Source organism: Allosphingosinicella deserti, assembly GCF_003012735.1.
GTDB lineage: Bacteria > Pseudomonadota > Alphaproteobacteria > Sphingomonadales > Sphingomonadaceae > Allosphingosinicella > Allosphingosinicella deserti.
Genome location: NZ_PXYI01000014.1, coordinates 1 through 25,630 on the forward strand (window position 1 = coordinate 1; position 25,630 = coordinate 25,630).

Here is a 25,630-nt window from a genome sequence, read left to right on the forward strand (position 1 = left end):
CGCGAAGATCATTTGAATAAGGCCGCGTCATCCATGCTGGCCTCCTTCCAGCCAGCACCTTGAATCACGATCCAGGCCCTTTGGGAATCCCCTGCCAGATTCACAGAAAAATGATCATGCTCTAGCCCTGCGGTTGATCCGGTTGCCGTTGGTCATGACCTTGCGAAAGGCACATGCCGCCGTGCTCGAACCGCCGCGTGCGGTAATATGCTTTCGGCAGCAGCAACATGGCCCCGCCGATCAAGGAATCTGCGGCAAACTGGGCAAATCGCTGCCGCGCGATGGCGCGTCGTAGAAAGGCGGCAGAATGCCGAGCGCCTGGCGCCAGAAGATCAGGCAGGGCCGGACCAAATCCCGGATGCGCAAATGACGACGGTGTTGAGCCGGTCGGAAAGCTTTCGGGCCGGATCGCCGTCACCGCCTTTCACCAGAGCCGCGCTCAATATTCCTCGTGCGCCATGTCAATCTCGCGGACGTGGCGCCGTTGGCGGGCGGCATCGACGAGGGCGCGCAGGGCTTCGCGCCGGCGTTGCGCCTCCTCGATGTGCGGGATAACCAGTGGAGCGCGGCGGGTGGTCTCGTCGCTGGAATTGATCGTGATCGTGCCGATGCCCGCCCATTGGTTGATCAGGCTGAAGTCGATCCGGATGTCCTTGATCCGGTACAGCTCCACTTCGTCAATGCTCTTCATGAAGATGCCGCGGCGGATGACCAGCCGATCCTCGCTGATCTCGTACGTCGCGGCGAGGTTCTCGACCCACTTGACAAGGATGATCAGGAAGCCGACGCCGATCAGGCAGGACAACAAGGTCGCCCATCCTGCCAGCGTGCCGCGCAGCCAGCCCCAGGTCGATGAGCGGAAGACGTCGATCTGCTGCATGGCTGTCCCTTCAGACCCAGGATGATCCGAAGCTATCATAGCGGGCCTGCCCGACCCGGCTAGTGCTTCTCGAACGCGCCTGCCGGCCCGGCAGGCGCCGACCGCTCGGTGGCGAAGCGTTTCGGATCGGGGAGCGCGCGCGCGATCATCGGCTCCTGGCGGAGCCAGGTCGCCGCGGCGCGCTTGACGTCCGCGAGGGTCAGCGCCTGCATCTGATCGCGGTAGCGGACGAGTTCGTCGATCGCTTCGGGATAGCGATAGGAGAGCGAGAGTATGCTTGCCCAGGCCTCGTTGCGGGTCAGCGCCTGCTGGCGATCGGCAAGCATCGGCAGGCGCGCACGATCGAGCTCGTCCTGGGTGATGCTGCCGACGGCGAGATCCTGCGCGATTTCGCCGGCGGCGGCGACGAGCGCGTCGAGATCCTGCGGGGTCGTCTCGAACGAGGCCGCGAGGAAACCCTGATCCGCATCGTCGGGCGTCTGCGTGTCGACGCTCGGCGAGTAGGTCTTGCCCATCTGGATGCGTGCGCGCTGCATCAGCCGGTCGCGAAAGATGGCGGCGGCGAGGTTGATCGCATATTCCTCGTCGCGCCGAGCGACGTTGGCGACATAAAGCGGCCAGACCAGTAGCGCGGCCGCCTTGTCGGCGCCGCCTTCATGATAGCCGGTGACCGGTGCCGGCAATCGTGCGGGGAAGCGGCGGAAAGGGCCGGGGCCGCTGGGCACGGGCAGCGACGCACGCTTGGGAAGCGCGCCGAAGGTTGCGGCGACCGCCTGCCGGGCAGAGTCCTCGGCGATGTCGCCGACGATGGTGATCTCGATCGGCGCGGATGCGAGCACCGGCTTCAGGACCTGGGCAATGTCGGCCGAGCGCCACTTGAGCAAATCCTCGCGCGGCGGGAAGCTGCGCTGCTCAGGGAACAGGGCCTCCTCGAATGCATCATTGGCCACCGCCGCCGGATCCGCCCTCATCAGGCGATAGCCCATGTCGACCACCGTCGGCATCTTCTCGTCGATCAGCGGCCTGAAGCCAGGATCGGTCACGAAGGCGGCAAGCACCTGCATCTCGCGCAGCATGTCGCTGGCAAAGGCGCTGCCGCTCATCACCCAGGAGGTCGTCTCCGGGATCAGGTCGAAGGTCCAGCTGCCTGTGCCGAGCGCCTCGGTGATCTCGGCCGCGCTGAGCTTGCCGAGCCCGCCCGAGGCGACCATTCCCGCGCCGAACCCGATCGGCTGGCGTGTCTGCGCGGTGAAGGCACGCTCGCCATGGCCGAAGCGTACGCGCACCTCGGCGGTGCCGGAGGCGAAATCGGTATGCTTGAAGTTGAGGATGACGCCGTTGCCGTAAACGAGGCGAACGAAGCCCGGATCGGGGAACGGGACGCGTTTCTTGACCTTCCCGGTCCTGCCGAAGTTCGAGTAATTCCAGACCGCTGCCTGATGATCGGCGTAGACGTCGAGCGGCTTCGCGGCCGCGTTGGCCGTCCAGGCGGCAACCAGCGCCTCCTCGGCGATCGCCGCCGGCGTGGTCGCGGCGATCAGCGGACCGGTGCCGCTCCAGTCCGCGGCAAAGGCATCCTTCACTGTGGCGGGGGTGACGCCTGCGGTGAGCGCCTCGGCCGTATCGGCGGCGCCCATCGGAGTCTCGAAGGTGCGGCCGGAGAGATCGGCTCCGACGATCGCGTCAGCGAGGTCGGGAGTCTGGCGGGTGGCGGCCTGGCGGGCGGCGCTCCACGCCGTCACCACCGCATTGTTGACCGCGTCCTTGACCTCGAGCTCGGTCGGCCCGTCCTTGACGAAGCGCTGCAACTCCGCCTGGACCGACGCGAGCGAATCCTGCCAGCGGCCGTCTGCCGGCGCGGTGAAGATACAGGTCATGCGGCTGTCGGGGCCATCGCGGGCGACCACCGCGCCGGCGCCGAGGAAGCTGGCTCCGCCCGCGGCGGCAAGGCGGCTCAGGCGCGCGTTGAAGATGCGCAGCCACAGCGCGGACAGCATCTCCTTGCGCAACCGCTCGGGCGAGGGCGCTCGCTCGACATCGGGAAGCGCCGCCCGGCAGGCGGCGATGCTGGCCGGGAGCGACGGATCGACGAGGCTGATCGCCTCGAGCGGGCGCGGGTTCAGGGCCTTCGGGCGCGCAGGGCGCTGCGGGGCCGGACCCGACGCGGTCCAGCTCGAGAAGCTCTGCTCCGCAAGCCTTGCAACGGCCGCCGGATCGATGTCGCCGGTGACGACCAGCATCGCGTTTTCGGGCCGGTACCAGCGTCGGTAGAAAGCCTGGAGCGCCTCGGGGCGCGCGGCGGACAGGGATTCGGGGGTGCCGCCCGGATCGCGCACTGTCGAACGCAATTCCGGGGTGAGGAACGTGGCGGTTTGCCTCTGGACCCGCGCCAGCGGGGTCATGCGGGCCCGCAATTCGGCGGCAAGCACGTTGCGCTCGGCATCGACGGCGGCCGGCGTGAACACCACGCCGTCGGCGGTGTCGCGCAGCCAGGCGAGCACTTGACGGATGCCGTCCTGTTCGCCGGCCGGCAGATCGACACGATAGACGGTCGCATCGAGCATCGTGAAGGCGTTCTGGTCCTGCCCAAGGGTGACGCCGAACGATGCGAAACGGTTGTCCATCACCCCGTTCGGCGCATTCCGAGTCGATCGGAAGGCCATGTGCTCGAGGAAGTGGGCGAAGCCGCGCTCGTCATCGGCCTCCTCGTAGCTGCCGACCCGAAAGGCGAGACGGATCGAGACGGCGCCCGGCGGCCCGGAATTTGGCATCAGCGCATAGCGCATGCCGTTGGGCAGGGTTCGGACGACGACCGCAGGATCGGCGACCGGCTTCGCCACGGGCGGTTCGATCGTCCCCGCTTCGACGACGGGCGCGAGCGACGAGGGCGACACGGGTGGTGCCCCCGCGTGCAGCGCGCTTGCGCCGGCGAGCATCATGGCCGTTGCTGCCAGACGAGTGACGTTCATCGAGTCCGTTCCTGTCGTGCGGTCCGCCAGCCTATCGTGCCGCAATGCGCTGTCGAGTCCGCAGGCCGGAAATCAATGGCCTTGATGATCGGCAGAACCCTGGCCGGGGCCGCGGACATCAGCGACGATCGTGAGCGGCGGCGCCTTTTCGAAGGTGAAGGTCATCTTCGCCTTGGATCCGGCCGCGAACCCCGGCTTCATATCAAACAGCATGGCGTGGCGGCCACCGGGAGTGAATGCCAATGTGCCGTCGGTGTCGAACGGCGCGCTGGCAAGCGGCGCCATCCCCGCCATCCCCCCCGCGGTCATCGTTTCGTGAAGCTCGGCGCGCCCCGCCGCATCGGTCTCGACTCTTAGCAGCCTGTCGCCGGCCTGGTTGGTCTCGAGCCGGAAATAAGCGGCGCCGGGCCGACCGGCGAGCGCGGGGAGGGTGATCACCGCATCCTCCGCCTCGACCCTGGGGCTGGTGTCGCAGGCGGCGAGGACGGCAAGGAAGCCGAGCATCGCCTGCCGGCTGTGGCTTTTCCGCATCTTCTTCAACATCCTCGCGACCTTACGGGCGCATCCGCTTCTTGTCGCCCCTGAAACGGCCCCTATATCGCTCCCGAAACACTCGTCGCGTGCCTGATTGGGCGCGGCGAGAACGATTTCTATTGGGGCATAAGAGGTTCTGTATGGCAAAAGTTATCGGTATCGATCTTGGCACCACCAACAGCTGCGTCGCGGTCATGGAAGGCGGCAAGCCCAAGGTGGTGGAAAATGCGGAAGGCGCGCGCACGACGCCGTCGATCGTCGCGTTCGCCAAGGACGGCGAACGGCTGATCGGTCAGCCCGCAAAGCGCCAGGCGGTCACCAATCCCGACAATACCATTTTCGCTGTGAAGCGCCTGATCGGCCGCCGGTTCGACGATCCCGTGACCAGGAAGGACACCGAGCTGGTCCCGTACACGATCTCCCGCGGACCGAACGGCGACGCATGGGTGAATGCCGGCGGCAAGGATTACAGCCCGTCGCAGATTTCGGCTTTCACCCTGCAGAAGATGAAGGAAACCGCCGAGGCTTATCTCGGCGAGACCGTCACGCAGGCGGTGATCACCGTTCCCGCTTACTTCAACGACGCACAGCGCCAGGCGACCAAGGACGCCGGCCAGATTGCCGGCCTTGAAGTTCTGCGCATCATCAACGAACCGACCGCAGCGGCGCTCGCCTACGGGCTGGAGAAGCAGGACGGCAAGACGATCGCGGTCTACGATCTCGGCGGCGGCACGTTCGACGTGTCGGTGCTGGAAATCGGCGACGGCGTGTTCGAGGTGAAGTCGACCAACGGCGACACCTTCCTCGGCGGCGAGGATTTCGACGCCAAGATCGTCGACTGGCTGGCCGACGAATTCAAAAAGCAGGAAGGCATCGACCTGCGCGGCGACCGTCTCGCTTTGCAGCGCCTGAAGGAAGCGGCCGAGCGCGCCAAGATCGAACTCTCGTCGGCGCAGACGACCGAGATCAACCTGCCGTTCATCACCGCCGACCAGAACGGCCCGAAGCACCTCGTCAAGTCGCTCGGCCGCGCCGATCTCGAGCGCCTGGTGGGCGACTTGATTCAGCGCACGCTCGAGCCGTGCCGCAAGGCGCTTGCCGACGCCGGCGTCAAGGCGAGCGACATCGACGAAGTCGTGCTCGTCGGCGGCATGACCCGCATGCCGCGCGTCCGCGACGTCGTGAAGGAATTCTTCGGCAAGGAGCCGCACACCGGCGTCAACCCGGATGAAGTCGTCGCAATGGGCGCCGCCATCCAGGCCGGCGTGCTGCAGGGCGACGTCAAGGACGTGCTGCTGCTCGACGTGACTCCGCTCTCGCTCGGCATCGAGACGCTGGGCGGCGTGTTCACCCGGATGATCGACCGCAACACGACGATCCCGACCAAGAAGAGCCAGACCTATTCGACCGCGGAAGACAATCAGAATGCGGTGACCATCCGCGTCTTCCAGGGCGAGCGCGAGATGGCGGCGGACAACAAGATGCTCGGCCAGTTCGATCTGGTCGGAATCCCGCCGGCGCCGCGCGGCGTGCCGCAGATCGAAGTCACCTTCGACATCGACGCCAACGGCATCGTCAACGTCTCGGCGAAGGATCGCGGCACCGGCAAGGAGCAGCAGATCCGGATCCAGGCCTCGGGCGGTCTCAACGACAGCGACATCGAGAAGATGGTCCAGGAAGCCGAGCGCTTCGCCGAAGAGGACAAGAAGCGCCGCGCCGCCGCGGAATCGCGCAACAAGGCCGACAGCTTGGTCCATTCGACCGAGCAGCAGCTGCGTGAGCATGGCGACAAGATCGACGCGTCGCTGAAGTCCGAGATCGAGGCTGCGGTCGCCGAGACCAAGACTGCGATCGAGGGCGGCGACGCCGAGCAGATGGAGCAGAAGAGCCAAGCGCTCGCGCAGGTCGCAATGAAGCTCGGACAGGCCATCTACGAGAAAGAGCAGGCCTCCGGTGCGGCCGGCGGTGCCGAAGCGGGTGCCGGTGCCGCTCAGGGTGCCCAGGCCGGTGGCGACGAGGAAGTCGTCGATGCCGAGTTCTCGGAAGTCGACGACGAGAACAAGGGCTAACAACGTGAGCAGCGCCGTCATGCCGGTGAACGCCGGCATCCCGGGGACGATGGCCTTGGCCGTCCTTCCCGGGACCCGGGGTCTCGCCCTGGGGACGGCGCGCCTTGCGGACCATCGCCATGACTGAAACCGATTATTACGAGCTGCTCCAGGTCGAGCGCACCGCAGACGACAAGACGATCAAGTCCGCCTACCGACGCATCGCAATGGAATGCCACCCGGATCGCAATCCGGGCTGCAAGGACAGCGAAGCGCGGTTCAAGTCGGTCAGCGAAGCCTATGATTGTCTGAAGGACCCACAGAAGCGCGCGGCCTATGATCGCTTCGGCCACGCCGCCTTCCGCAACGGCGGGCATGGCGGCGGCGGCGCGCAGGATTTCGGATCCTTCTCCGACATCTTCGAGAACATTTTCGGCGAGTTCATGAACGGCCAGGCCGATCGCCGCACCAATGTGCTGCGCGGTTCGGACCTGCGCTACGATCTCGAGATCAGTCTCGAGGACGCCTATCATGGCAAGCAGGTCGAGCTGCAGATCGACACCAGCGTCAAGTGCGAGCCCTGCGAAGGCACCGGCGCCAAGTCCGGGACCAGTGCCCGAACCTGCACGATGTGCCACGGTCGCGGCCAGGTGCGTGCGCAGCAGGGCTTCTTCGTCGTCGAGCGCACCTGCCCGAGCTGCCGAGGAGTCGGCGAAGTCATCGCCGATCCCTGTGATCGCTGCCGTGGCGAAGGCCGCGCCGAGAAACGGCGCAGCCTGGAAGTCCGCATTCCGCCTGGAGTCGACGAGGGCACCCGCATCCGCCTGTCGGGTGAGGGCGAGGCCGGCGTTCGCGGCGGACCGAACGGCGATCTCTACATCTTCGTGCACCTGGCGCGGCACAGCGTCTTCCAGCGCGAGGGCACGACCCTGTTCGCGCGTTGCCCGGTGAGCTTCACCGTTGCCGCGCTCGGCGGCACGATCGAGATCCCGGGGCTCGACCGGGCCACCCACGAGGTCAAGATTCCGGCCGGCATCCAGTCCGGCAAGCAGCTCCGCATTCGGGGCGCCGGCATGCCGATCCTGTCCGGCCGCGGCAATGGCGACATGGTCGTCCAGGTCGAGGTCGAAACCCCGACCAAGCTGTCGTCACGCCAGAAGGAATTGCTGGAGGAATTCCGCAAGACCGAGACCGGCGACGAATGCCCGGCGAGCAAGAGCTTCTTCGGCAAGCTCAGAAGCTTGTGGGACGGGTGATCAAGCGCCTCCCCGGCGTTCCTCGCGGGGAGGAGTTCGATTCTCGCGCGCTCTTCTGCATGTCTCGAGAATGGGTTAGTCTCCACCCCGACAGGGGAGAGATGACATGCAACTTCGCACCTTCACCGCCGGGCTGTTGGCGCTCGCCGCGCCAGCTGCGGCGCAGCAGCCGGATTATTCCAAGGTCGAGATCAGGATCGAGCAGATCGCGCCGGGAGTTGCGGTGCTGTTCGGCGCCGGCGGCAATATCGGCCTCTCCCACGGAGTCGACGGCAACGTCATTGTCGACGATCAGTTTGCGCCGCTGACCCCCAAGATCCTCGCCGCCATCCGCAGCCTGGATCCCGATCCGGTGCGCTTCGTCGTCAACACGCACTGGCATTTCGATCACACCGGCGGCAACGAGGACCATGGCAAGGCCGGCGCGGTGATCCTCGCCCATCGCAACGTCCGCGAGCGGATGTCCACCGAGCAATTCCTCGCCGCGATGAACATGAAGATCCCGCCGTCCCCCAAGGACGCGCTGCCGGTGGTCACCTTTGCGGAAGGTGTCGACCTCAATCTCAACGGCGATACGCTGCACGTGATCCATGTCGGCAATGCCCACACCGATGGCGATTCCATCGTCCACTGGCAGAAGGCGAACGTGCTCCACATGGGCGACACCTTCTTCCACCGCGCCAGCTTCCCGTTCATCGATCTGAGCTCGGGCGGATCGATCGACGGGGTCATCGCTGCGGCGGAGAAGGGGCTCAAGATGGCCAACGACGAGACGCGGATCATCCCCGGTCACGGTCCGATCGCGCGGCGCACCGATCTCGCCGCCTATCGCGACATGCTCATTGCCATTCGCGGCAAGGTCGCCGCCGGAATCGCCGCCAAGCGGAGTCTCACCCAGATCCAGGCGAGCAAACCGGCGGCGGCCTACGGGATGCCGGACGGGTTCATCAAACCCGACGCGTTCGTCGAGGCGGTCTATACCAGCCTGCGCAGCCCGCCGAAGGGCGCGCCCCATGCCCATGGCGGCAAGACGCACCGCCACTGACGAGGAATCGGGAGCCGCTGCTTAGCTCCGCTTGGGAATTTCGAGCCCGCGCTGCACGGCCGGCCGCGCCAGCCCGCGGTCGAGCCATGCCGGTACGTTGCGCAGCGAATCGAACTCGACGAGATCGCGGGCTTCGTAAAAGGTGATCAGGTTGCGGACCCAGCCGATCGCGGAGATGTCGGCGATCGAATAGTCATCCATGATCCAGTCACGCCCCTCGAGCCGCGTATCGAGCACGCCGAGCAGCCGTTTCGACTCGGCCACGTATCGCTGAAGCGGCCGCTTGTCCTCGATCTCCTTGCCCGCAAAACGATTGAAGAAGCCCAACTGGCCGAACATCGGCCCGATCGCCGCCATCTGGAAGAACACCCACTGGATCGTCTCCCAACGTCGACCTGGATCGGAGGCGATGAACATGCCGGTCTTGTCCGCAAGGTAGAGCAGGATCGCACCCGATTCGAAGAGCGCGATCGGAGCGCCGCCGGGCCCGTCGGGATCGATGATCGCGGGGATCTTGCCGTTCGGGTTCAGCGACAGATACTCGGGAGTCCAGGTCTCGTTCTGGCCGATGTCGATCAGGTGCGGCTCGTATGGGAGGCCGGTTTCTTCGAGCATGATCGACGCTTTGACCCCGTTCGGCGTGTTGAGCGAGTAAAGCTGCAGGCCAGGATGCCGGGCTGGCCAGCGGCGGGTGATCGGAAAGTGCGACAGATCGGCCATGCGTGGATCTCCTTCGTGACGCAGCCGAAATAGGAGGGATGCCGCGCAATGGAAGGATCATCGGCAATCGCTACGGTGGCGACCGCAAGATGAACTTCGCGCTGACGGACCCTTGGTGCCGATCGACGATGGGTAAATAGGGTGGGGTCGGCTGGGGTGGCGCGGAATGCTCCAGCCCCAGTCGTACGTCAGACGTTTAGGCATCCAATCCGAAGACGCGGCCGAAGATCGTGTCGACATGCTTCAGATGGTAGCCAAGGTCGAAGCGCTCCTCGATCTGCTCGGTGGTGAGCAGGGCGGAAACCTCGGGATCGGCCTTCAGCAGTTCCAGCAGCGACAGAGCGCCGTCCGATTCCCACACCTTCATCGCGTTGCGCTGAACGAGGCGATACGAATCCTCGCGGCTGGCGCCGGCCTGGGTGAGGGCGAGCAGCACCCGCTGCGAGTGGACCAGGCCGCCCATGCGATCCAGATTCTTCTGCATTCGATCGGGATAGACGACCAGCTTGTCGATCACGCCGGTGAGACGAGCGAGGGCGAAATCGAGCGTCACCGTCGCATCCGGCCCGATATAGCGCTCGACCGACGAATGGCTGATGTCGCGCTCGTGCCAGAGCGCGACATTTTCGAGCGCTGGTGTGACGTAGCCCCGCACCATGCGGGCGAGCCCGGTGAGATTCTCGGTCAGCACCGGGTTGCGCTTGTGGGGCATCGCCGACGAGCCCTTCTGGCCCGGCGAGAAATATTCCTCGGCTTCGAGCACTTCGGTCCGCTGGAGGTGGCGGACTTCGGTGGCCAGCCGCTCGATCGACGAGGCGATTACGCCAAGCGTCGCGAAGAACATGGCATGGCGATCGCGCGGGATCACCTGGGTGGAAATGGGCTCGATGGTCAGCCCCATCTTCTCGGCGACGTGCGCCTCGACCCGTGGATCGATGTTGGCGAAGGTACCGACGGCGCCGGAAATTGCGCAGGTGGCGATTTCTTCGCGGGCGGCGACCAGCCGGGCACGGCAGCGGTCGAACTCGGCATAAGCGAAAGCAAGCTTCAGCCCGAAGGTCACCGGCTCGGCGTGGATGCCGTGGCTGCGGCCGATCGTCGGCGTAAGCTTGTGCTCGTAGGCGCGGCGCTTCAGAACCTCGAGCAGCCGATCCAGATCCTCGATCAGCAGATCGGACGCGCGGGCGAGCTGAACGGCGAGGCAGGTGTCGAGCACGTCAGAGCTGGTCATGCCCTGGTGAAGGAAGCGCGCTTCCGGCCCGACATGCTCCGCGACATTGGTCAAAAAGGCGATGACGTCGTGCTTCACCTCGGCTTCGATCGCATCGATGCGCTCAACTTCGAATGCGCCCTTGGCCCAGACTTCGTCGGCGGCGCTCTTCGGCACGATTCCCAGCTCCGCCATCGCGTCGAGCGCATGCGCCTCGATCTCGAACCAGATGCGGAACCGGGTTTCCGGTGCCCAGATGCTCGTCATCTGCGGCCGCGAGTAGCGGGGGATCATGCGCGTATCCTGTGTTCGTTGGCGAGCGGCGCGCTTAGCAAGCACCGGGCTGTGCTTCAATGAAGCGCGATGCTTTCCACCGAATCCGATCCTTCGGCAGGTGAGAGTCGGAACGCGCGTCCGATCCTGTCGTTCTTGTCGTACCGATCGCGGCCACCTCGCAATCTCGGTCGCGAAGAACGAGACAAGACCAGAGGAGAAAGCACGATGTTGAAATCTATTCTGCTTGGCGGCGCCATGCTGTTGGCCGTTCCCGCCCTTGCCCAGACGATGAGCACGTCCAACAATTCGACGAGCCAGACGGCAACGTCCAACAGCACGACGTCGACCGACAGCGCGGCCGATCAGACGACCGATCCTAATGCTTCGGTCGGAACTCAGGCGAGCGGCGGCACCACCAGCAGCACGACCGGCGCCGGCCTTGGCACGCAGGGCAGCACGACCGGCCATCAGGGCATGAACCACGGGACGATGACCACCCAGGGCAGCGGAACGGCGACCATGGACGGCCAGACCGGGACCACCGGGCAGACGGGCACCACCGGCTCGACCGGAACGATGGGCTCCACCGGCCAGACGGGCACCAGCGGCCAGACGGGCACCAGCGGTACGATGGGGACGACCGGCACGATGGATACCACGGGTTCGACCGGCACCATGGGCACCACCGGCTCGACCGGCACCATGGGCACCACCGGCTCGACCGGCACCATGGGAACGACCGGCTCGATGGGCACGACCGGTCAGACCGGCACCGGCATGGCCAATAGCACGTCGACTGGCGAAGCACGGGATTATCCGGTTTGCTCGCGCACCGTGCGCGACAGCTGCATCCAGCGCGGCCGTTCGCGGCGCTGACGGCGACCACGTCATCCGACTCCTTCGCCGCCGGGAGTTTTCCGACGGCGGAGCGACGCGAGGGAAAGGGTGGCTTCGGCCGCCCTTTCTTGTGTCGCCAAGTCTTTCGCTCCCTCAGATCAGGCCCATCGCTCTCAAGCTTGCATGGCCCTTCGACCCGATGATGACATGGTCGTGCACCGCAATCCGCAGCGGCCGCCCGGCATCGATGATCTCGCGGGTGAGGCGAATGTCCTGCTGGCTCGGCGACGGATCGCCGCTTGGGTGATTGTGGACCAGGATCATCGCGGTGGCGTGATATTCGAGCGCCAGCCGAATTACCTCGCGAACATAGACCGCCGCCTCGTCGACCGAGCCTTCCGACATCGCCACGTTGCGTATCAGCATGTTCTTGGCGTTGAGATAGAGAACCCGGACGCGCTCGACCGGATTGAAGGCCATGTCCGCGCGAAGATAATCCAGCAGGGCCTGCCAGCTGCCGAGTACCGGCGCATCCTGAAAACGCGATTCGAGCAGGCGGAGCGTCGCCGCCTGGACGATCTTGATCGCGCCCGCGGCGCTTTCGCTGACGTCGGCGGCCCGCCGGATCGCCTCGGCATCCGCCGACATCAGTGGGCCAAAGCCGCCGAACTGATCGATCAACTTGCGCGCGATCGGCTTGGTGTCGCGGCGGAGGATGAACAGGCCGAGCAGGAATTCGACGATCTCGTGGTCCAGCAGCGCATCCGGACCGCCTTCCAGAAGCCGCTTGCGCAGCCGTGCGCGATCGCCACTGGCATCCGGATAATCGTCAGCCATCGGCATCAACGCTGCGCGCGGAACAGGTTAGGAGCCCCGTCATATGGCAATCTCGACGCTGCCTTGTGGCTTTTCGCGAGGGCGGGGGAATGATCGCTTGGCCAGCCCGATGAAGGGTCGCTCGACGATCCGGTAGAACATCCAGGACGTCAGGATCGCCATCAGCACGGCGACGCCAATGATGAGCAGCTTCGCACCGGCGCCGGATGGCGGGATGATCCGGATCAGGACGGTCGCGGTGAGGCCAGCGGTGAGCGAATGTGTGAGGTAAAGCGAATAGGAGATTCGGCCGAAAAACGCGCCGAGCGCGCTGCGAAGCGGAACAAAGGAAATGATCAGCGCGGTGGCGCATCCGAACCCTGCCTGAAGCGGCCCGGGCTGGACCGCCGTGGCGAACGTCAGGCCGGCGAGCAGCAGCGCATAATCCCGGTTGGTGAGGACCTTGCGGCGGTGGAGCAGGGCCGCGCCGCCGATCAGAAACAGGGTGGAATGTTTGAGGAAGAGGAGCCCGCCGATGAAGGGCACGTGGCGCAGCACGATCAGCAACAGGCACGTGGCGAGGAATTCGCGTTTCCCGGCAAACACCCAGGGGAAGGCGAGACCGACGAGAATATAGAATTGGAATTCAACCGCGAGGGTCCAGAAAACCGGGTTGATCCACGCCTCGTCAGTGAAGGGTACGGTGTAGGCAAGATTGTGCAACAGTCGTGAGGTCGTCAGCTCTCCGAGCCATGCGGGGCCGCTGCCATAGGCCGCACGAACCACGACGAAAAGCAGCAGGATCGACGCGATCTGTACCCAGGATGGCGGCACCAAGCGGACGAATCGACGCCCAAAAAAGGGGCCGAAGTCGGCGAGGCGATAGCTGCTGCTCATCATCGTATAGGGAATGATGAAGCCTGAAATGACGAAGAAGATGTCGACTCCCGCAGCACCCCAGGCGAACAGCCAGCTTGCCACCGGATCGTTGAAGGTCATCAGGTTGCGGCGGGTAAGATGATAGAGGCAGACGGACATCGCAGCGATTCCGCGCAGGATATCGATCGTCGCGAGATGCTCGCCGGCGACTGGCTCGCCGCCACGATCGGGCGCCGTTCCAGCGGACGGGCCTGCGCCGAAGAACCGCTTCGCGTTCACGGAAACAGTTGATCCCCCTCTGCAGCATCTTGAGCGCTTGCACTCTGCCTCGCAAGGGTCTTCGCTTCGGCTGGCGCAACGGACGATCCGGCCGAGCAATCAGCGGCGGTTCAGCTAGGATCGGCTTGACGCATAGCCAGGAAAGTGACGGCACCGGAACGAAGCCGTTGCATGGAGGTTGAGCAACGGATGGCTCTCGGGCAGGAAGGTATTCCCTTGCGGGTGCGGACGGGAGCCTAAGGCGGATACGTGGACGAAGAGCCCAGCCAGGAGGTGCGAAGAAGCCGCGGCAAGAGACTCGTCCTGCCCTCGATCCTGCTCGTCTTGGTCGGCGTGGTCGCGCTGCTGTGGGCTTCGCGAATGCGCATTGCCCAGGATTTCCTGGACCGAGAGCTTGCCCGTCGCGGGGTGCAGGCAAGCTATGACGTCGAGCGGATCGAGTTCGGCCGCCAGCGCCTCGCCAATCTGATCATCGGCGACCCGCGCAATCCCGATCTGACGGCGAGAACCGTCGAGATCCGGCTGAGTTGGGGCTTCCGCCGGCCGCGAGTCTCGATGATCACGGCGCGGGGTGTTCGGCTCCGCGGACGCGTGATCGACGGCCGGGTCAGTTTCGGCGAGGTCGACAAATTGCTGCCGCCGCCGAGCGGCGCGCCGTTCCGCTTCCCCGCTCAGGCGGTGGACGTGGCCGATGCCTCCCTGCGCCTCGACACCCCGTGGGGTCGGATCGGGATCGGCATGGAGGGCAAGGGCAATCTTGCCGATGGCTTCCGGGGCAAGGTTGCGACTGCCTCGCAGAGGCTGAGCATCGGCACGTGCCGCCTCTCGGCATTATCCTCGTCGTGGCAGGTGGCGATCGACGATGCGAAACCGCGTTTCGCCGGGCCGGTGCGCGCCGCCAGTCTCGGCTGCGGCGATCTGCTGCTCGATCGGCCGACACTCGCGATCGACGCCAGCCTTGCCGAAGCGCTCGACGCGTGGCGCGGGAAGGCGGAGATCACTGCCGGCGGCGCTCGCCTCGGCGCCGATGCGCTCGGCACGCTGGCGGGGAATTTCGGCTTCAACGGCAACGCCGAAGCAACCCGGGGCGAGATCGCTCTGGCCGCGCAATCGGCACGGGTGGGGCAGGTGGCGTCGGGGCGCGCACGGGTCGACGGCTTCTATTCGCTCTCGCCGAAAACGGGGCAGGCATCGCTCAAGGCCAATGTCGGCGCCCGCGGCATCACAGCGGGGCCGGTCGTCGAGGGCGCTGCCGGAGCGCTGGCATCGCTCGGCGGCAGCCCGGTCGAATCGGTTGGAGAGGCGCTCGCCGCCGCGCTGCGCCGCGCCGGGCAGTCGTTCGACGCCGCCGGCGCGGTCCGCATCGTCGGGGGCAATGGAGGCGGTGGTATTCGGATCGATCGGCTGGTCGCGAGCAGCCGGAGCGGCGCCCGCCTGACGCTGAAAGGCGGGCAGGGGGTCACTTATGCCTGGCCGACCGGTCTGTCCCGGATCGACGGCGATCTTGCACTTTCAGGCGGCGGCTTCCCGACCGCGAATTTCACGCTCCGGCAGCCGGAGCTCGGCGGGCCGATCAGCGGCGAGGGCCGGATCGCAGCGATGCAGGCCGAAGGCTCACGTCTCGCGCTCGGCCCGGTGCGGTTCACGGCCGCGCCTGGAGAAACCACGCGGGTCGAGACTGTTGCAACGATCGACGGAGCATTTGGCGGCGGCAGCGTTTCAGGGCTCGTCCTTCCAATTGCGGCACGATTCGATGGGAGCGGCGGGTTTGTCGTCGGAGAGGGCTGTACCGCCGTCCGCTTCCGAGCCCTCACCACCGGCACGCTTCGCCTGGCGCCGGCGGCCTTGCCGCTCTGCGCCACCGGTCGCGCATTGGTGTGGAAGGTCCCCGGGGGCGCAGTTGCCGGGGGCGCCGCGATCCGCGCACCGCGGCTGACCGGTCACCTCGGCACGTCGCCGATCGCCATTGCCGCCAGGAGATTGGATTTCGGATGGGAGCGGCGCGGTTTCAACGCGTCGAGCCTGTCGGTCCGGCTCGGACAGGCGGACGCCGTCAATCAGCTCGACGCGGCCTCGTTCACGGGAACGATCGACGGACGTGGCCTCAACGGACGCTATCAGGGCCTGAGCGCCAAACTGGCAGCGGTGCCGCTCCTGCTCGACGACGGGAGCGGGCGCTGGTCGCTGGTCGGAAGCGACCTCAAGATGGACGGACGGATCCGGGTCTCGGACACGGTCGATCCGGCACGATTTTACCCGTTGGTCGCGCCCCAGTTCCGCCTCGCGCTTTCGGATGGCAAGATCGCCGCGGCCGGCCGGCTCGACGATCCGGAAACCGGCACGCACATCCTCGAGACTCGCATCGCCCACGATCTGGCCACCGGACGCGGCCGTGCAACCCTGGACGTTCCCGGGATCGTCTTCGATGAAAGCTACCAGCCGGAGCAGCTCACCCGGCTGACCACCGGAGTCGTTGCGCTGGTACGGGGCGTGTTGCGCGGCGAAGGGGAGATCGCCTGGGACGAGAAAGGTACGACCAGCAGCGGCGCTTTCGGCACCGACGACATGGACTTCGCCGCCGCCTTCGGCCCGGTCGAGGGCGTCCGCACGATGGTGCATTTCACGGACCTGCTCGGCCTCGTCAGCGCCCCGTCGCAGATCGCCGAAGCCGATCTCGTGCGCGCCGGCATCGACGTCTTCGACGGCCGGGTCCGCTACCAGCTGCTCCCCGATCTGCGGGTCAAGGTCGAGAGCGGGAAATGGCCCTACGCCGGTGGCGAGCTCGACCTCGACGAGACGATCCTCGATTTTGCAAAACCGAGCACCAAGGCGCTGACCTTCCGGGTCACTGGTCTCGATGCGGCGCGCTTCATCGCGCAGATGGAATTCTCCAATCTGTCGGCGACCGGCACGTTCGACGGGATCATCCCGATGCTGTTCGACGAGCGCGGCGGCCGAATCGTCGGCGGCCATCTGGTTGCGCGCGAGGACGGCGGCACCCTGTCTTATGTCGGCGAACTCACCGACAAGGATCTCGGCGCCTACGGCAAGCTCGCCTTCGACGCGCTCAAGTCGATGCGCTATTCGAAGCTGGCCATCAATCTGGACGGGGCCCTCGACGGCGAGTTCGTCGCCGGCATCGAACTCGACGGCATCGCGCGGAATCCGGCGCTGACCGCGGCCCCTTCGGGTGGAATTAGCGGCCTGGTGGTCGGTCGGGCGTTGAGCCAGCTGGCCAAGATCCCGTTCGAGTTCAACATCGCGGTGCGCGGTCCTTTCCGCGCCCTGCTTGCGACCGCCCGGTCGTTCGAGGATCCGAGCAACCTCATCCAGTCCGTTCTTCCCGAGAAATTGCGCGAGCCGCCGGCAATCCCGACGGCCGATCCCGCGGCGCCGGCGCCTGCGCCCGCGGAACCGCCCAAGCGACCGCCCACGCCTGCTGCGGCGTTGCCGGCTCAGGCGCCTTCCCCTGTTCAGCCCAACGAAAGCGAGAGTGTGCGATGAAAGCCCCGATATTGACGAGATTGCGTGGCGCTGCGACGCAGGGTGCGATGGGAAGGGTTCTTCTCCTTGTGCCGGTCATGATCTCGACGGCGGGCTGCGTTCAGGTGAGCGCGCCGGAGAAGCCGATCGAGATCAACCTCAACATCAATATCAGGCAAGAGGTCGTCGTGCGGCTGCAGCAGGACGTGCGCGATCTCATCGACAAGAATCCGGGAGTCTTCTGACATGAACCGCCGTCTCAAGCTGATCATTGCCGCCGGTGTCGCGGTCGTCGCGATCACGGGCGGCGCCACGGCCGCCTTCGCCATGTACCAGGCGGATGCCGCCGCCGAATTGCGCTCCAGCGGCCAGGCGGGCGAGCAGGCCGACGGCTATCTCGGCGTCGTCGGCTCCGCGTCTGGCGCGGTCCGCGCGCAGGTCGATTCGGTTAACATCAAGCGTCGTGCCTACTACACCGATCTCGCCGCCAAGCGCGGCGCCAAGATCGAGGAAGTCGCCGCCACCACCGCCTGCGAGCTGTTCCGCACCAAGGTCGGCCCGGGGCAGTTCTACCGCGGCACCGATGGCGCCTGGAAGAAGCGCGAAGGAAGCGCTGCCGTGCCGTTGCCGAGCTATTGCGGCTAAGCCCCACCCCCTTCCGCGACCGGGAGGGGGACATTGGGCTTCACGCCATGATCGGGCCACCCCAGGCTACCCCAAGCGCCTTCCGAGTCCGGCGGGCGCGTGTGTTTGCACTCTCCAATTCTTTCCACGTGTTGACTTGATCCGGGGCGCTTCCTAAAGGGACGGCGCCTTGGCGGGATCGTTCGCCGGCATGTCCTCGCACACCTTATGGCAGTCTCGCCGATCGGCGCGGCCGCACATGGAAGACAGACATGGCGGAAGACGAGAACCGGCAGGATCCCACGTCTCCTTCGCGGGATGCGCGTTTTTCGAAGCTCGACGAGCGGCTGAGGAGTGCGCAGGCGGAAGAGGCGGTCAGGACGGGCACGGACCGGAAGCCGGCTGATCGGAACGAGCAGCTCGGCAGCCGGGTTTTGTCCTACCTGATCGGGGGCCTTGGCGGCGGTGCAGTGATCGGCTGGGTCTTGGACCAGTGGTTCGGCACCTCACCGTTCTTCCTGTTGCTGCTGATGTTCCTCGGAACGGCGGCCGGCTTCAGGAGCATCATTCGGATTTCAAGCAAGCGCCCGGATTGATCTTCGGGCGTTTGCATTATCGACGGGAAGAAGACGTGGCGGCCGAAGCAGGCAAGATCGACCCCATGCACCAGTTCGAGGTGCAGTCCATTTTCGACGGTTTCTCGATCGGCGGACACCAGATCGCGTTCACCAACAGCGCGCTGTGGATGGTCGTCGCGGTCGCGACCCTGTGGCTGTTCATGCTCGGCGGGATGAAGCGTCAGCTCGTCCCCACCCGCTGGCAGGCGGCCGTCGAAGGCGTCACCGGCTTCATCACGTCGATGATGGACAGCAATATCGGGCCTCAGGGGCGCAAGTTCACGCCCTATGTCTTCTCGTTGTTCATGTTCATCCTGGTCGCGAACCTGCTCGGCATGCTGCCGACCGGGATCGTGGGTATCCATCCCTTCACCGTGACGAGCCACCTGACGGTCACCGGCGTTCTCGCCATCGTCTCGTTCGGCATCGTCCTGATCGTCGGCCTGTTGCGCCACGGCTTTCATTTCTTCTCGCTGTTCGTGCCGCATGGCGCGCCGTGGTGGATGATGCCGATCCTGGTGCCGGTCGAACTCGTGTCGTTCATGGTGCGTCCGTTCAGCCTCGCGCTGCGACTGTTCGTGGCGATGACTGCCGGCCACATCCTGATGAAGGTGCTTGCCGGATTCGTCATCAACGGCCTCAATGCCGAGGCCCTCTGGGTTGCCCCCGTGGTCAGCCTGCCGAGCTTCATCCTGATGATCGGGATCACCCTGCTCGAGCTGCTGGTCTGTGCCATCCAGGCCTATGTGTTCGCTCTGCTGACGTCGCTGTACCTGAACGACGCGATCAATCTTCACTGACTTTCATCGCTTACTTACCAACGCATTCAACAAAGGAGTTTTTGAAATGGACGCAGAAGCCGCAAAGTATGTCGGTGCCGGTCTCGCCGCGATCGGCGTCGGCATGGCCGCACTCGGCGTGGGCAACGTCTTCGGCTCGTTTCTGGAGAGCGCGCTGCGCAATCCGGCCGCTGCCGACAGCCAGCAGGGCCGTCTCTTCATCGGCTTCGCCGCCGCCGAGCTTCTCGGCCTGCTGGCGTTCGTCGTTGCGATGATCCTGCTCTTCGTCGCGTAACACGCTGATCCAGACAACCGCCTCCGCCGCGACGCCCTGAGCGTCCGGCGGGCGCGGAAGCGGGAACGACATGCCTCAGATCGATCAAATCTCCGAAATCTTCGCGTCGCAGCTCTTCTGGCTCGTGCTGACTTTTGGTCTCATCTACCTGGTCATCGGCCGGGGGATGCTGCCGAAGATCGAAGCGACCGTCGATGCGCGCGACAAGCAGATTGCCGGCGACCTCGCCGCCGCCGAAGCGGCGCGCCGCACGGCGGAGGAGATCGACGAGGCCAATCGCGCCCGCGCCGAGGCCAATCGTGCCGAGGCCCTGAAAGTCACCCAGGCCGCCAAGGAATCTGCCGCCCGCGAGGCCGAGCAAAAGGTCAAGGCGGCCGACGTCCAGGGCGAGACCAAGGTCGCTACCGCCGAAGCGCGGATCCGCGAGGCGACCGAGGCTGCCATGGGCGACATCGAGACTGTCGCTGCCGAAGCCGCGCAGGAGATGGTCGCTCGCCTTACCGGCAAGACCGTCAGCCGCGACCAGGCCGACAACGCAGTGAAGGCGGCGCTCGCCAATGGCTAATCATCCGATCACCAGCGGCGATGCCGCCGTCGAGCAGAACCTCGCCGATGCATCCACCAAGGGTGAGCATGGGGCGATGCCGCACACCGGCGGGGATGCGGTGACCACCGCCGCCGCCGAGGGGCATGGCGCACCGCATGCCGAGCCGAAGGCGCTCGGCATGGACGCCACCGCCTGGGTCGCCCTGGCGATGATCCTGGTCATCGCGATCATGCTCTGGAAGAAGGTGCCGGCGGCGATCGGCAAGGCGCTCGATCGCAAGATCGAGGGCATCCGCCAGCAGCTCGACGAGGCCGCACAGTTGCGTGCCGAGGCCGAGACGCTGCGCAACGAATATCAGGCGAAGGCCGCGTCGGCCGAAGCCGAAGCCGCCGCCATGGTCGAGCGCGCCCGCCACGAGGCCGACGCGATCGTCCGGCAGGCCCAAGCCGACAGCGACGCGCTGATCGAGCGGCGTGCCCGCATGGCGGAGGACAAGATCGCTGCGGCCGAGCGCCATGCGGTCGACGAGATTCGGGCCAAGGCTGCTGCTGCAGCGGCCGCCGCCGCGGAACGGCTGATCCGTGCCGAAATGGATCCGGCGACCGATCGTGCCGTCGTCGATCGCACGATTGCAGGGCTAGGCACCACCCACTGAGCCTTCCTCCCTTTCGAACACCATACGCCGCGACGGGAAACCGCCGCGGCGTTCGTGTTTGTGGGCACTGGAAGTCCGTTCGGGCTGAGCCTGTCGAACCCCTTCCTTGTTCTTGCGCCGTAAGGGGTAAAATGAGGGCTTCGACGGGCTCAGCCCGAACGGCGATTTGGTGATTTCGAGCCTCTCACCCACTGGCCCTCAAGGCCCATCCAACCTACATCCGCAGCCGTGACCGACACCCCGACCGACCGCTTCAACGAAGAGAAATCCGCTTACACCGTCCGCGGGTCCGATCAGCCGGACATCGAGCTGGGCTGTGCGGCGATCCGTGCGGTGGTGAAGACCCTGCCGGTGCGGCCGGGCGTGTACCGGATGCTCGATGCCAAGGGCGAAGTGCTCTACGTCGGCAAGGCGCGCGCGCTGAAGAACCGGGTGACCAATTACACCCAGGTGTCGCGCCTGACGAAGCGGCTGCAGCGCATGGTCGCGCAGACACGGTCGATGCAGATCGTCACCACCAACACCGAAGCGGAAGCGCTGCTGCTCGAGGCGCAGTTGATCAAGCGCTACCGGCCACCCTACAACGTGCTGCTGCGGGACGACAAAAGCTTCCCGTTCATCCTGCTGCGCGAGGATCATGAATTCCCGCAGGTGCGCAAGCATCGCGGTGCGCGCCGGCACAAGGGGCAATATTACGGCCCGTTCGCAAGCGCAGGATCGGTCACGCGGACCCTCAATGCGCTTCAGAAGCTGTTCCTGCTGCGCAGCTGCACCGATACCTTCCTCGCCACCCGCGACCGGCCTTGCCTGCTCTACCAGATCAAGCGCTGCTCCGCGCCCTGCGTGGGACGGATCAGCGAGGACGGTTATGCCGAGCTCGTCCAGGATGCGAAGGACTATCTCGCCGGCAAGTCGACCCGGGTGCAACAGAAGCTTGCGGCGTCGATGCAGCAGGCCGCCGAGGCGATGGATTTCGAGATGGCCGCGCTCTATCGCGACCGGCTTCGCGCGCTGACCTTCATCCAGGGCACCCAGACCATTGCCGCCGAAGGCATGGGCGATGCCGACATTTTCGCGCTGGCGGCGAAGGGCGGAACGATCTCGATCCAGGCCTTCTTCATCCGCGGCGGCAACAATTGGGGCCATCGCAGCTTTTTCCCCGCCCACACTGCCGAGGTGCCGGAGGAGGAGGTGCTGACTTCGTTCCTAATGCAATTCTACGAGGAGCTGCCGCCGCCCAAGTTGATCCTCGTCGATCGGGCGCTTTCCGAAGAGGCGTTGCTCGCCGAAGCCTTGTCGGAACGCGCCGAACGCAAGGTGACGTTGAAGGAACCCAAGCGCGGAGACCAGGCGCGGATGATGCGCCAGGCGCAGCGCAACGCGGAGGAGGAGCTTGATCGGCACCTGGCGGAATCATCGACCCAGGTGCGCAACCTGCGGGCGATCGCCGAGATGTTCGAAATGTCCGAGACCCCGAAGCGGATCGAAGTTTACGACAACAGCCATGTGATGGGCACCAACGCCGTCGGCGCGATGATCGTCGCCGGCCCGGAAGGTTTCCTCAAGAACCAGTATCGCAAGTTCAACATCAAGCGGGCGGAGACGGTGCCCGGCGACGATTTCGCGATGATGCGCGAAGTGCTCGGCCGTCGCTTCGCCCGGCTCGAGAAAGAGGATCCCGATCGCAGCCGCGGCGACTGGCCGGATCTGCTGCTGATCGACGGCGGGAAGGGCCAGCTCAATGCGGTGCTCGAGACGCTGGAGTGCGCCGGCATCCACGACGTGCCGGTGGTCGGCATTTCCAAGGGGCCGGATCGCAATGCCGGGCGCGAGGTGATGCATCTGCCCGGCGGGCGCGAGCTGACCCTGCCGGTCAATTCGCCGGTGCTGTTCTACCTGCAGCGGCTGCGCGACGAAGCCCACCGCTTTGCGATCGGTGCGCATCGGCAGAAGCGGGCCAAGAGCATGACGTCGTCGCCGCTCGACGAGGTTCCGGGAATCGGGCCCGGGCGCAAGCGCGCCCTGCTGATGCACTTCGGCACCGCCAAGGCGGTCAAAGGCGCGGCGCTGGAGGATCTCGAAAAGGCGCCCGGCATCTCCAAGGGCACGGCGCGCGCCATTTACGATTATTTTCATTCCGGCGGCTAAGCCCCGGAGGATGGCAACCCCAGTCCTCCTCACCGTCGACACCGAGCTCACCTGGGGGCCTTACGCCCGCGGTGCGTCGTGGCAGGAGAATCTGGCGCGGTCGTTCGATCCGGCCGGAGTCGGCGTATCGTGGCAGCTCGAGCTGCTGCGTGAGCATAAGCTCAAGGCCTGCTTCTTCGTCGATCCCATGCCCGCGGAACATTATGGTCTCGTACCGATCCGGCAGATGATCGGGCCGATCCTGAACGCGGGCCAGGAGGTGCAGCTTCACCTGCATCCCTGCTGGCGAAGCATTGCGGCGGGGGTACGCGAGGGTGCGGATTTCGAGCTCACCTGCTTCGATGCCGCGGGACAAAGCGATCTTGTCATGGCGGCGCGGCGCCTGCTGATCGAGGCGGGGGCACCCCCGCCCACCGCCTTTCGCTCCGGAAGCTATGCCGCAGACGTCCGCACGTTGGCTGCTTTGGCAGGAGCTGGAATCCGCTACGACAGCAGCCACAACGGTTCGCATCACCCGGTGCCGAGTGCCTTGCCGTTGACGCCGGCGCAGATCGCGCCGCTGGAGGTCGCCGGAATCGTCGAGGTGCCGGTGTCGCAGATCGAGGATCGTGCCGGCCGGCTTCGCCACCTCCAGCTGTGCGCGGTCTCGATGGAGGAAATGGAGGCGGCGCTGGTCCATGCCGAGGCGGAGTCGCACCCGATCGTGACCCTGGTCAGCCACAGTTTCGAATTCGCCAGCCGCGACGGGCAGCGCCCGAACCGAACGCTCGCCCGCCGGTTCGAGAAGCTCTGCGCCTTCCTTGCCGATCAGGCCGAACGTTTTCCGACCGTCCACTTCGCCGATCTGACGGACCTTCCACTGGACCGGCCGGCGCGGCCGCTTCCGGCGGACCGGCTCCGAACCACGCGGCGCATGGCGCAGCAACTCTGGTCGAACCTCGTCTATGAGCGGTCGCTGTGACGGCCTCGGTCGCACTTCCGTTTCGGATCGGCGCGCGCACGCTCTGGCGGGTGCGGCGTCGGCTGACCCGCGTCCCCGTGTCGCTCCAGCAGGCGCAGGCGGGCGAGGTGCCGACCTTGCGTGGCGTGGAGGGGGCCAACGACGGCTTCCTGATCCTGTCGCTTCCGGCCGATCGGCTCGACAGCGTTCTTGCGCAGAACAGCGGGCTGAAGCCGTTCGTGCGCCAGCGCTACAACCGTTTCTACGCGCGTCTGGACTCAAGCTTCGACGCCTATCTGGCCGGCTTCTCGGCCAAGAGTCGCTCGACCCTCAAGCGCAAGGTCCGCAAGTTCACTGAGCGCTCGGGCGGAACGCTGGATCTGCGCTGCTATCGTGATGTGGCCGAGGTGGACGACTTCCACCGCGCGGCCCGGCACGTCTCGGCACGAAGCTATCAGGAGCAGTTGCTCGACGCCGGTCTGCCCGACGGGGACGGGGCCTTGGCGGAGATGCGATGCCTGGCCTCCCGCGACTCGATGCGTGGCTGGATCCTGTCGCTCGACGGCGAGCCGATCGCCTATCTCTACGCGCCGGCCGAGGGGGCAACTCTGATCTATGCCTATCTCGGCTACGATCCCGACTTCGCGGACATTTCGCCGGGCACGGTTCTGCAGTTCGAAGCGATGCGGCAGCTGATGGAGGAGGGGCGCTTCCGGCTGTTCGACTTCACCGAGGGCGAGGGGCAGCACAAAAGGACCTTCTCGACCGGCGAAGTCGCCTGCGTCGATCTGCTGCTGCTGAAGCCTACGCTCCCGAACCTGATCGTCGGTGCGTCGCTCGCAGGGTTCGACGCCGGTGTGGCAGGGATCAAGCGCATCCTTCGCTCGCCTGCGCTCCAGGGCCTCGCCCGCCGCCTCCGCCGCTGATAGTCTCCGCCGCGATGCGGCTCGAGACCCAGGCGATCATCTGCGCGGTTCGGCCGCATGGCGAGCATGCCGCGATCGTGCGTGCGCTGACGCCGGGCGCCGGCATTCAGGCCGGCTACGTGCGCGGCGGCAAGTCGCGCACCTTGCGGCCGGTATTGCTCCCCGGCAATCTCGTCGCCGCCGAATATCGCGCGCGCACCGAGGATCAGCTTCCACATATGAGCCTGGAACTGGTTGCCAGCCGCGGGGCGCTGCTGTCGGAGCCGCTTCCGGCGGCTGCCATCGAATGGGCGACGGCGCTCACCGCCGCCGCACTGCCGGAGGGGCAGCCCTATCCCAGGCTGTACGAGGCGCTGGATGGTTTGCTTTCCGCCGTGGAAGCGGCGCCCGCCGCGCGGGGCTGGGCGACCGCGCTGGTGCGGTACGAGTTGCTGCTGCTCGCCGAACTCGGCTTCGGCCTCGATCTTTCGGAATGCGCCGCTACCGGGGTCGAAAGCGACCTTGCTTATGTAAGTCCCCGCAGCGGGCGTGCCGTCAGTGCCGTTGCGGGCGAGGGCTATCGCGACCGCCTGTTCGCCTTGCCCCCGTTCCTGCTCGACGGCGGCCCGGCGGCGTGGAGCGATATTTTCGACGGCCTGCGGATCACCGGCCATTTTCTCACCCGCGACATCCTGATCGAGCGCCAGGCGGATGTGCTCGCTGCCCGCGAGCGGTTGATCGGCCGATTGAAGCGGATCGGAGGCGCCTGACACGGCCCGGCGTTCGGCCAAGAAAATCGCGCAAGAACGGCGCGTTGCTTGCGGTTCGGCCCCCTCCCATTATGGTCGCCGCCATCCGCCCCGGCGCACGTTCGGGGCCGCTCAACGG

The 25,630-nt window shown here is 66.0% G+C and carries 23 protein-coding genes; 16 read left to right on the plus strand and 7 right to left on the minus strand.

The window, feature by feature from the left end; translation table 11 throughout:
* Positions 1-439 precede the first annotated feature (439 nt).
* From C7I55_RS26240 to C7I55_RS26250, 3 genes are all read right to left on the minus strand, one after another.
* Positions 440-880 carry a PH domain-containing protein gene (locus C7I55_RS26240; protein WP_233222429.1) on the minus strand — a complete coding sequence of 147 codons (441 nt, stop codon included), beginning with the start codon at positions 878-880 and terminating at the stop codon, positions 440-442.
* 59 nt (positions 881-939) lie between these two features.
* The gene (locus tag C7I55_RS26245) at positions 940-3,849 is read right to left on the minus strand and encodes a M16 family metallopeptidase (protein WP_106516023.1); all 2,910 of its coding nucleotides are present in this window, start codon (positions 3,847-3,849) and stop codon (positions 940-942) included.
* Between the two features lie 72 nt (positions 3,850-3,921).
* Complete coding sequence (locus C7I55_RS26250) at positions 3,922-4,380, minus strand: copper chaperone PCu(A)C (RefSeq protein WP_158266605.1); 459 nt, start codon at positions 4,378-4,380, stop codon at positions 3,922-3,924.
* A gap of 143 nt (positions 4,381-4,523) precedes the next feature.
* Here C7I55_RS26250 and dnaK point away from each other — a divergent pair, with 143 nt between their 5' ends.
* The 3 genes from dnaK to C7I55_RS26265 all read left to right on the plus strand — a co-directional run bounded on the left by dnaK (position 4,524) and on the right by C7I55_RS26265 (position 8,732).
* A complete protein-coding gene (dnaK, locus tag C7I55_RS26255) occupies positions 4,524-6,452 on the plus strand; it encodes a molecular chaperone DnaK (RefSeq protein ID WP_106516025.1) in 1,929 nt (642 codons plus the stop codon).
* 119 nt (positions 6,453-6,571) lie between these two features.
* Positions 6,572-7,687, plus strand: a complete 1,116-nt coding sequence (gene dnaJ, locus C7I55_RS26260) for a molecular chaperone DnaJ (protein WP_106516026.1) — start codon at positions 6,572-6,574, stop codon at positions 7,685-7,687.
* A 106-nt stretch (positions 7,688-7,793) separates the two neighbouring features.
* Positions 7,794-8,732, plus strand: coding sequence for an MBL fold metallo-hydrolase (locus C7I55_RS26265; RefSeq protein WP_106516027.1), 939 nt, complete (start codon positions 7,794-7,796; stop codon positions 8,730-8,732).
* A gap of 21 nt (positions 8,733-8,753) precedes the next feature.
* Here the strand turns inward: C7I55_RS26265 and C7I55_RS26270 are convergent, their stop codons facing one another.
* Together C7I55_RS26270 and purB are read right to left on the minus strand one after the other, a co-directional pair.
* Entirely contained in the window at positions 8,754-9,452 is a 699-nt protein-coding gene (locus C7I55_RS26270; protein ID WP_106516028.1) for a glutathione S-transferase N-terminal domain-containing protein, read from the minus strand.
* A gap of 196 nt (positions 9,453-9,648) precedes the next feature.
* The gene (purB, locus tag C7I55_RS26275) at positions 9,649-10,956 is read right to left on the minus strand and encodes an adenylosuccinate lyase (RefSeq protein WP_106516029.1); all 1,308 of its coding nucleotides are present in this window, start codon (positions 10,954-10,956) and stop codon (positions 9,649-9,651) included.
* A 207-nt stretch (positions 10,957-11,163) separates the two neighbouring features.
* Between purB and C7I55_RS26280 the strand changes: the two genes are divergently transcribed.
* Positions 11,164-11,814 (plus strand): hypothetical protein, encoded by a 651-nt coding sequence (locus C7I55_RS26280; RefSeq protein ID WP_106516030.1) that lies wholly within the window; start codon positions 11,164-11,166, stop codon positions 11,812-11,814.
* A gap of 114 nt (positions 11,815-11,928) precedes the next feature.
* On the opposite strand, the gene radC is transcribed toward C7I55_RS26280, so the two are convergent.
* Both radC and C7I55_RS26290 read right to left on the minus strand, forming a co-directional pair.
* Positions 11,929-12,612 (minus strand): RadC family protein, encoded by a 684-nt coding sequence (gene radC / locus C7I55_RS26285; RefSeq protein ID WP_199193090.1) that lies wholly within the window; start codon positions 12,610-12,612, stop codon positions 11,929-11,931.
* A gap of 39 nt (positions 12,613-12,651) precedes the next feature.
* Positions 12,652-13,749, minus strand: coding sequence for an acyltransferase family protein (locus C7I55_RS26290; RefSeq protein ID WP_106516032.1), 1,098 nt, complete (start codon positions 13,747-13,749; stop codon positions 12,652-12,654).
* 249 nt (positions 13,750-13,998) lie between these two features.
* Between C7I55_RS26290 and C7I55_RS26295 the strand changes: the two genes are divergently transcribed.
* The 12 genes from C7I55_RS26295 (at position 13,999) to recO (ending at position 25,512) form a co-directional block, all read left to right on the plus strand.
* The gene (locus C7I55_RS26295; protein ID WP_106516033.1) at positions 13,999-17,253 is read left to right on the plus strand and encodes a YdbH domain-containing protein; all 3,255 of its coding nucleotides are present in this window, start codon (positions 13,999-14,001) and stop codon (positions 17,251-17,253) included.
* 47 nt (positions 17,254-17,300) lie between these two features.
* Positions 17,301-17,477, plus strand: a complete 177-nt coding sequence (locus C7I55_RS26300) for a YnbE family lipoprotein (RefSeq protein ID WP_106516034.1) — start codon at positions 17,301-17,303, stop codon at positions 17,475-17,477.
* 1 nt (position 17,478) lies between these two features.
* Positions 17,479-17,877 carry a YdbL family protein gene (locus C7I55_RS26305; protein WP_106516035.1) on the plus strand — a complete coding sequence of 133 codons (399 nt, stop codon included), beginning with the start codon at positions 17,479-17,481 and terminating at the stop codon, positions 17,875-17,877.
* Between the two features lie 251 nt (positions 17,878-18,128).
* Complete coding sequence (locus C7I55_RS26310; protein ID WP_106516036.1) at positions 18,129-18,452, plus strand: AtpZ/AtpI family protein; 324 nt, start codon at positions 18,129-18,131, stop codon at positions 18,450-18,452.
* 35 nt (positions 18,453-18,487) lie between these two features.
* Entirely contained in the window at positions 18,488-19,273 is a 786-nt protein-coding gene (locus C7I55_RS26315) for a F0F1 ATP synthase subunit A (protein ID WP_106516093.1), read from the plus strand.
* Between the two features lie 46 nt (positions 19,274-19,319).
* Complete coding sequence (locus C7I55_RS26320; RefSeq protein ID WP_106516037.1) at positions 19,320-19,547, plus strand: F0F1 ATP synthase subunit C; 228 nt, start codon at positions 19,320-19,322, stop codon at positions 19,545-19,547.
* A gap of 70 nt (positions 19,548-19,617) precedes the next feature.
* Positions 19,618-20,112 (plus strand): F0F1 ATP synthase subunit B family protein, encoded by a 495-nt coding sequence (locus tag C7I55_RS26325; RefSeq protein WP_106516038.1) that lies wholly within the window; start codon positions 19,618-19,620, stop codon positions 20,110-20,112.
* Positions 20,105-20,749: a F0F1 ATP synthase subunit B family protein gene (locus tag C7I55_RS26330; RefSeq protein ID WP_408640640.1), complete on the plus strand. Its 645-nt coding sequence runs from the start codon at positions 20,105-20,107 to the stop codon at positions 20,747-20,749. Before C7I55_RS26325 ends, C7I55_RS26330 begins: the two co-directional genes overlap by 8 nt.
* A 228-nt stretch (positions 20,750-20,977) precedes the next feature.
* A complete protein-coding gene (gene uvrC / locus C7I55_RS26335) occupies positions 20,978-22,897 on the plus strand; it encodes an excinuclease ABC subunit UvrC (protein ID WP_106516039.1) in 1,920 nt (639 codons plus the stop codon).
* A gap of 10 nt (positions 22,898-22,907) precedes the next feature.
* Positions 22,908-23,858, plus strand: a complete 951-nt coding sequence (locus tag C7I55_RS26340; protein ID WP_106516040.1) for a polysaccharide deacetylase family protein — start codon at positions 22,908-22,910, stop codon at positions 23,856-23,858.
* The gene (locus tag C7I55_RS26345; protein ID WP_106516041.1) at positions 23,855-24,763 is read left to right on the plus strand and encodes a GNAT family N-acetyltransferase; all 909 of its coding nucleotides are present in this window, start codon (positions 23,855-23,857) and stop codon (positions 24,761-24,763) included. Before C7I55_RS26340 ends, C7I55_RS26345 begins: the two co-directional genes overlap by 4 nt.
* A gap of 14 nt (positions 24,764-24,777) precedes the next feature.
* Positions 24,778-25,512 (plus strand): DNA repair protein RecO, encoded by a 735-nt coding sequence (gene recO / locus C7I55_RS26350; protein ID WP_106516042.1) that lies wholly within the window; start codon positions 24,778-24,780, stop codon positions 25,510-25,512.
* Positions 25,513-25,630 lie beyond the last annotated feature (118 nt).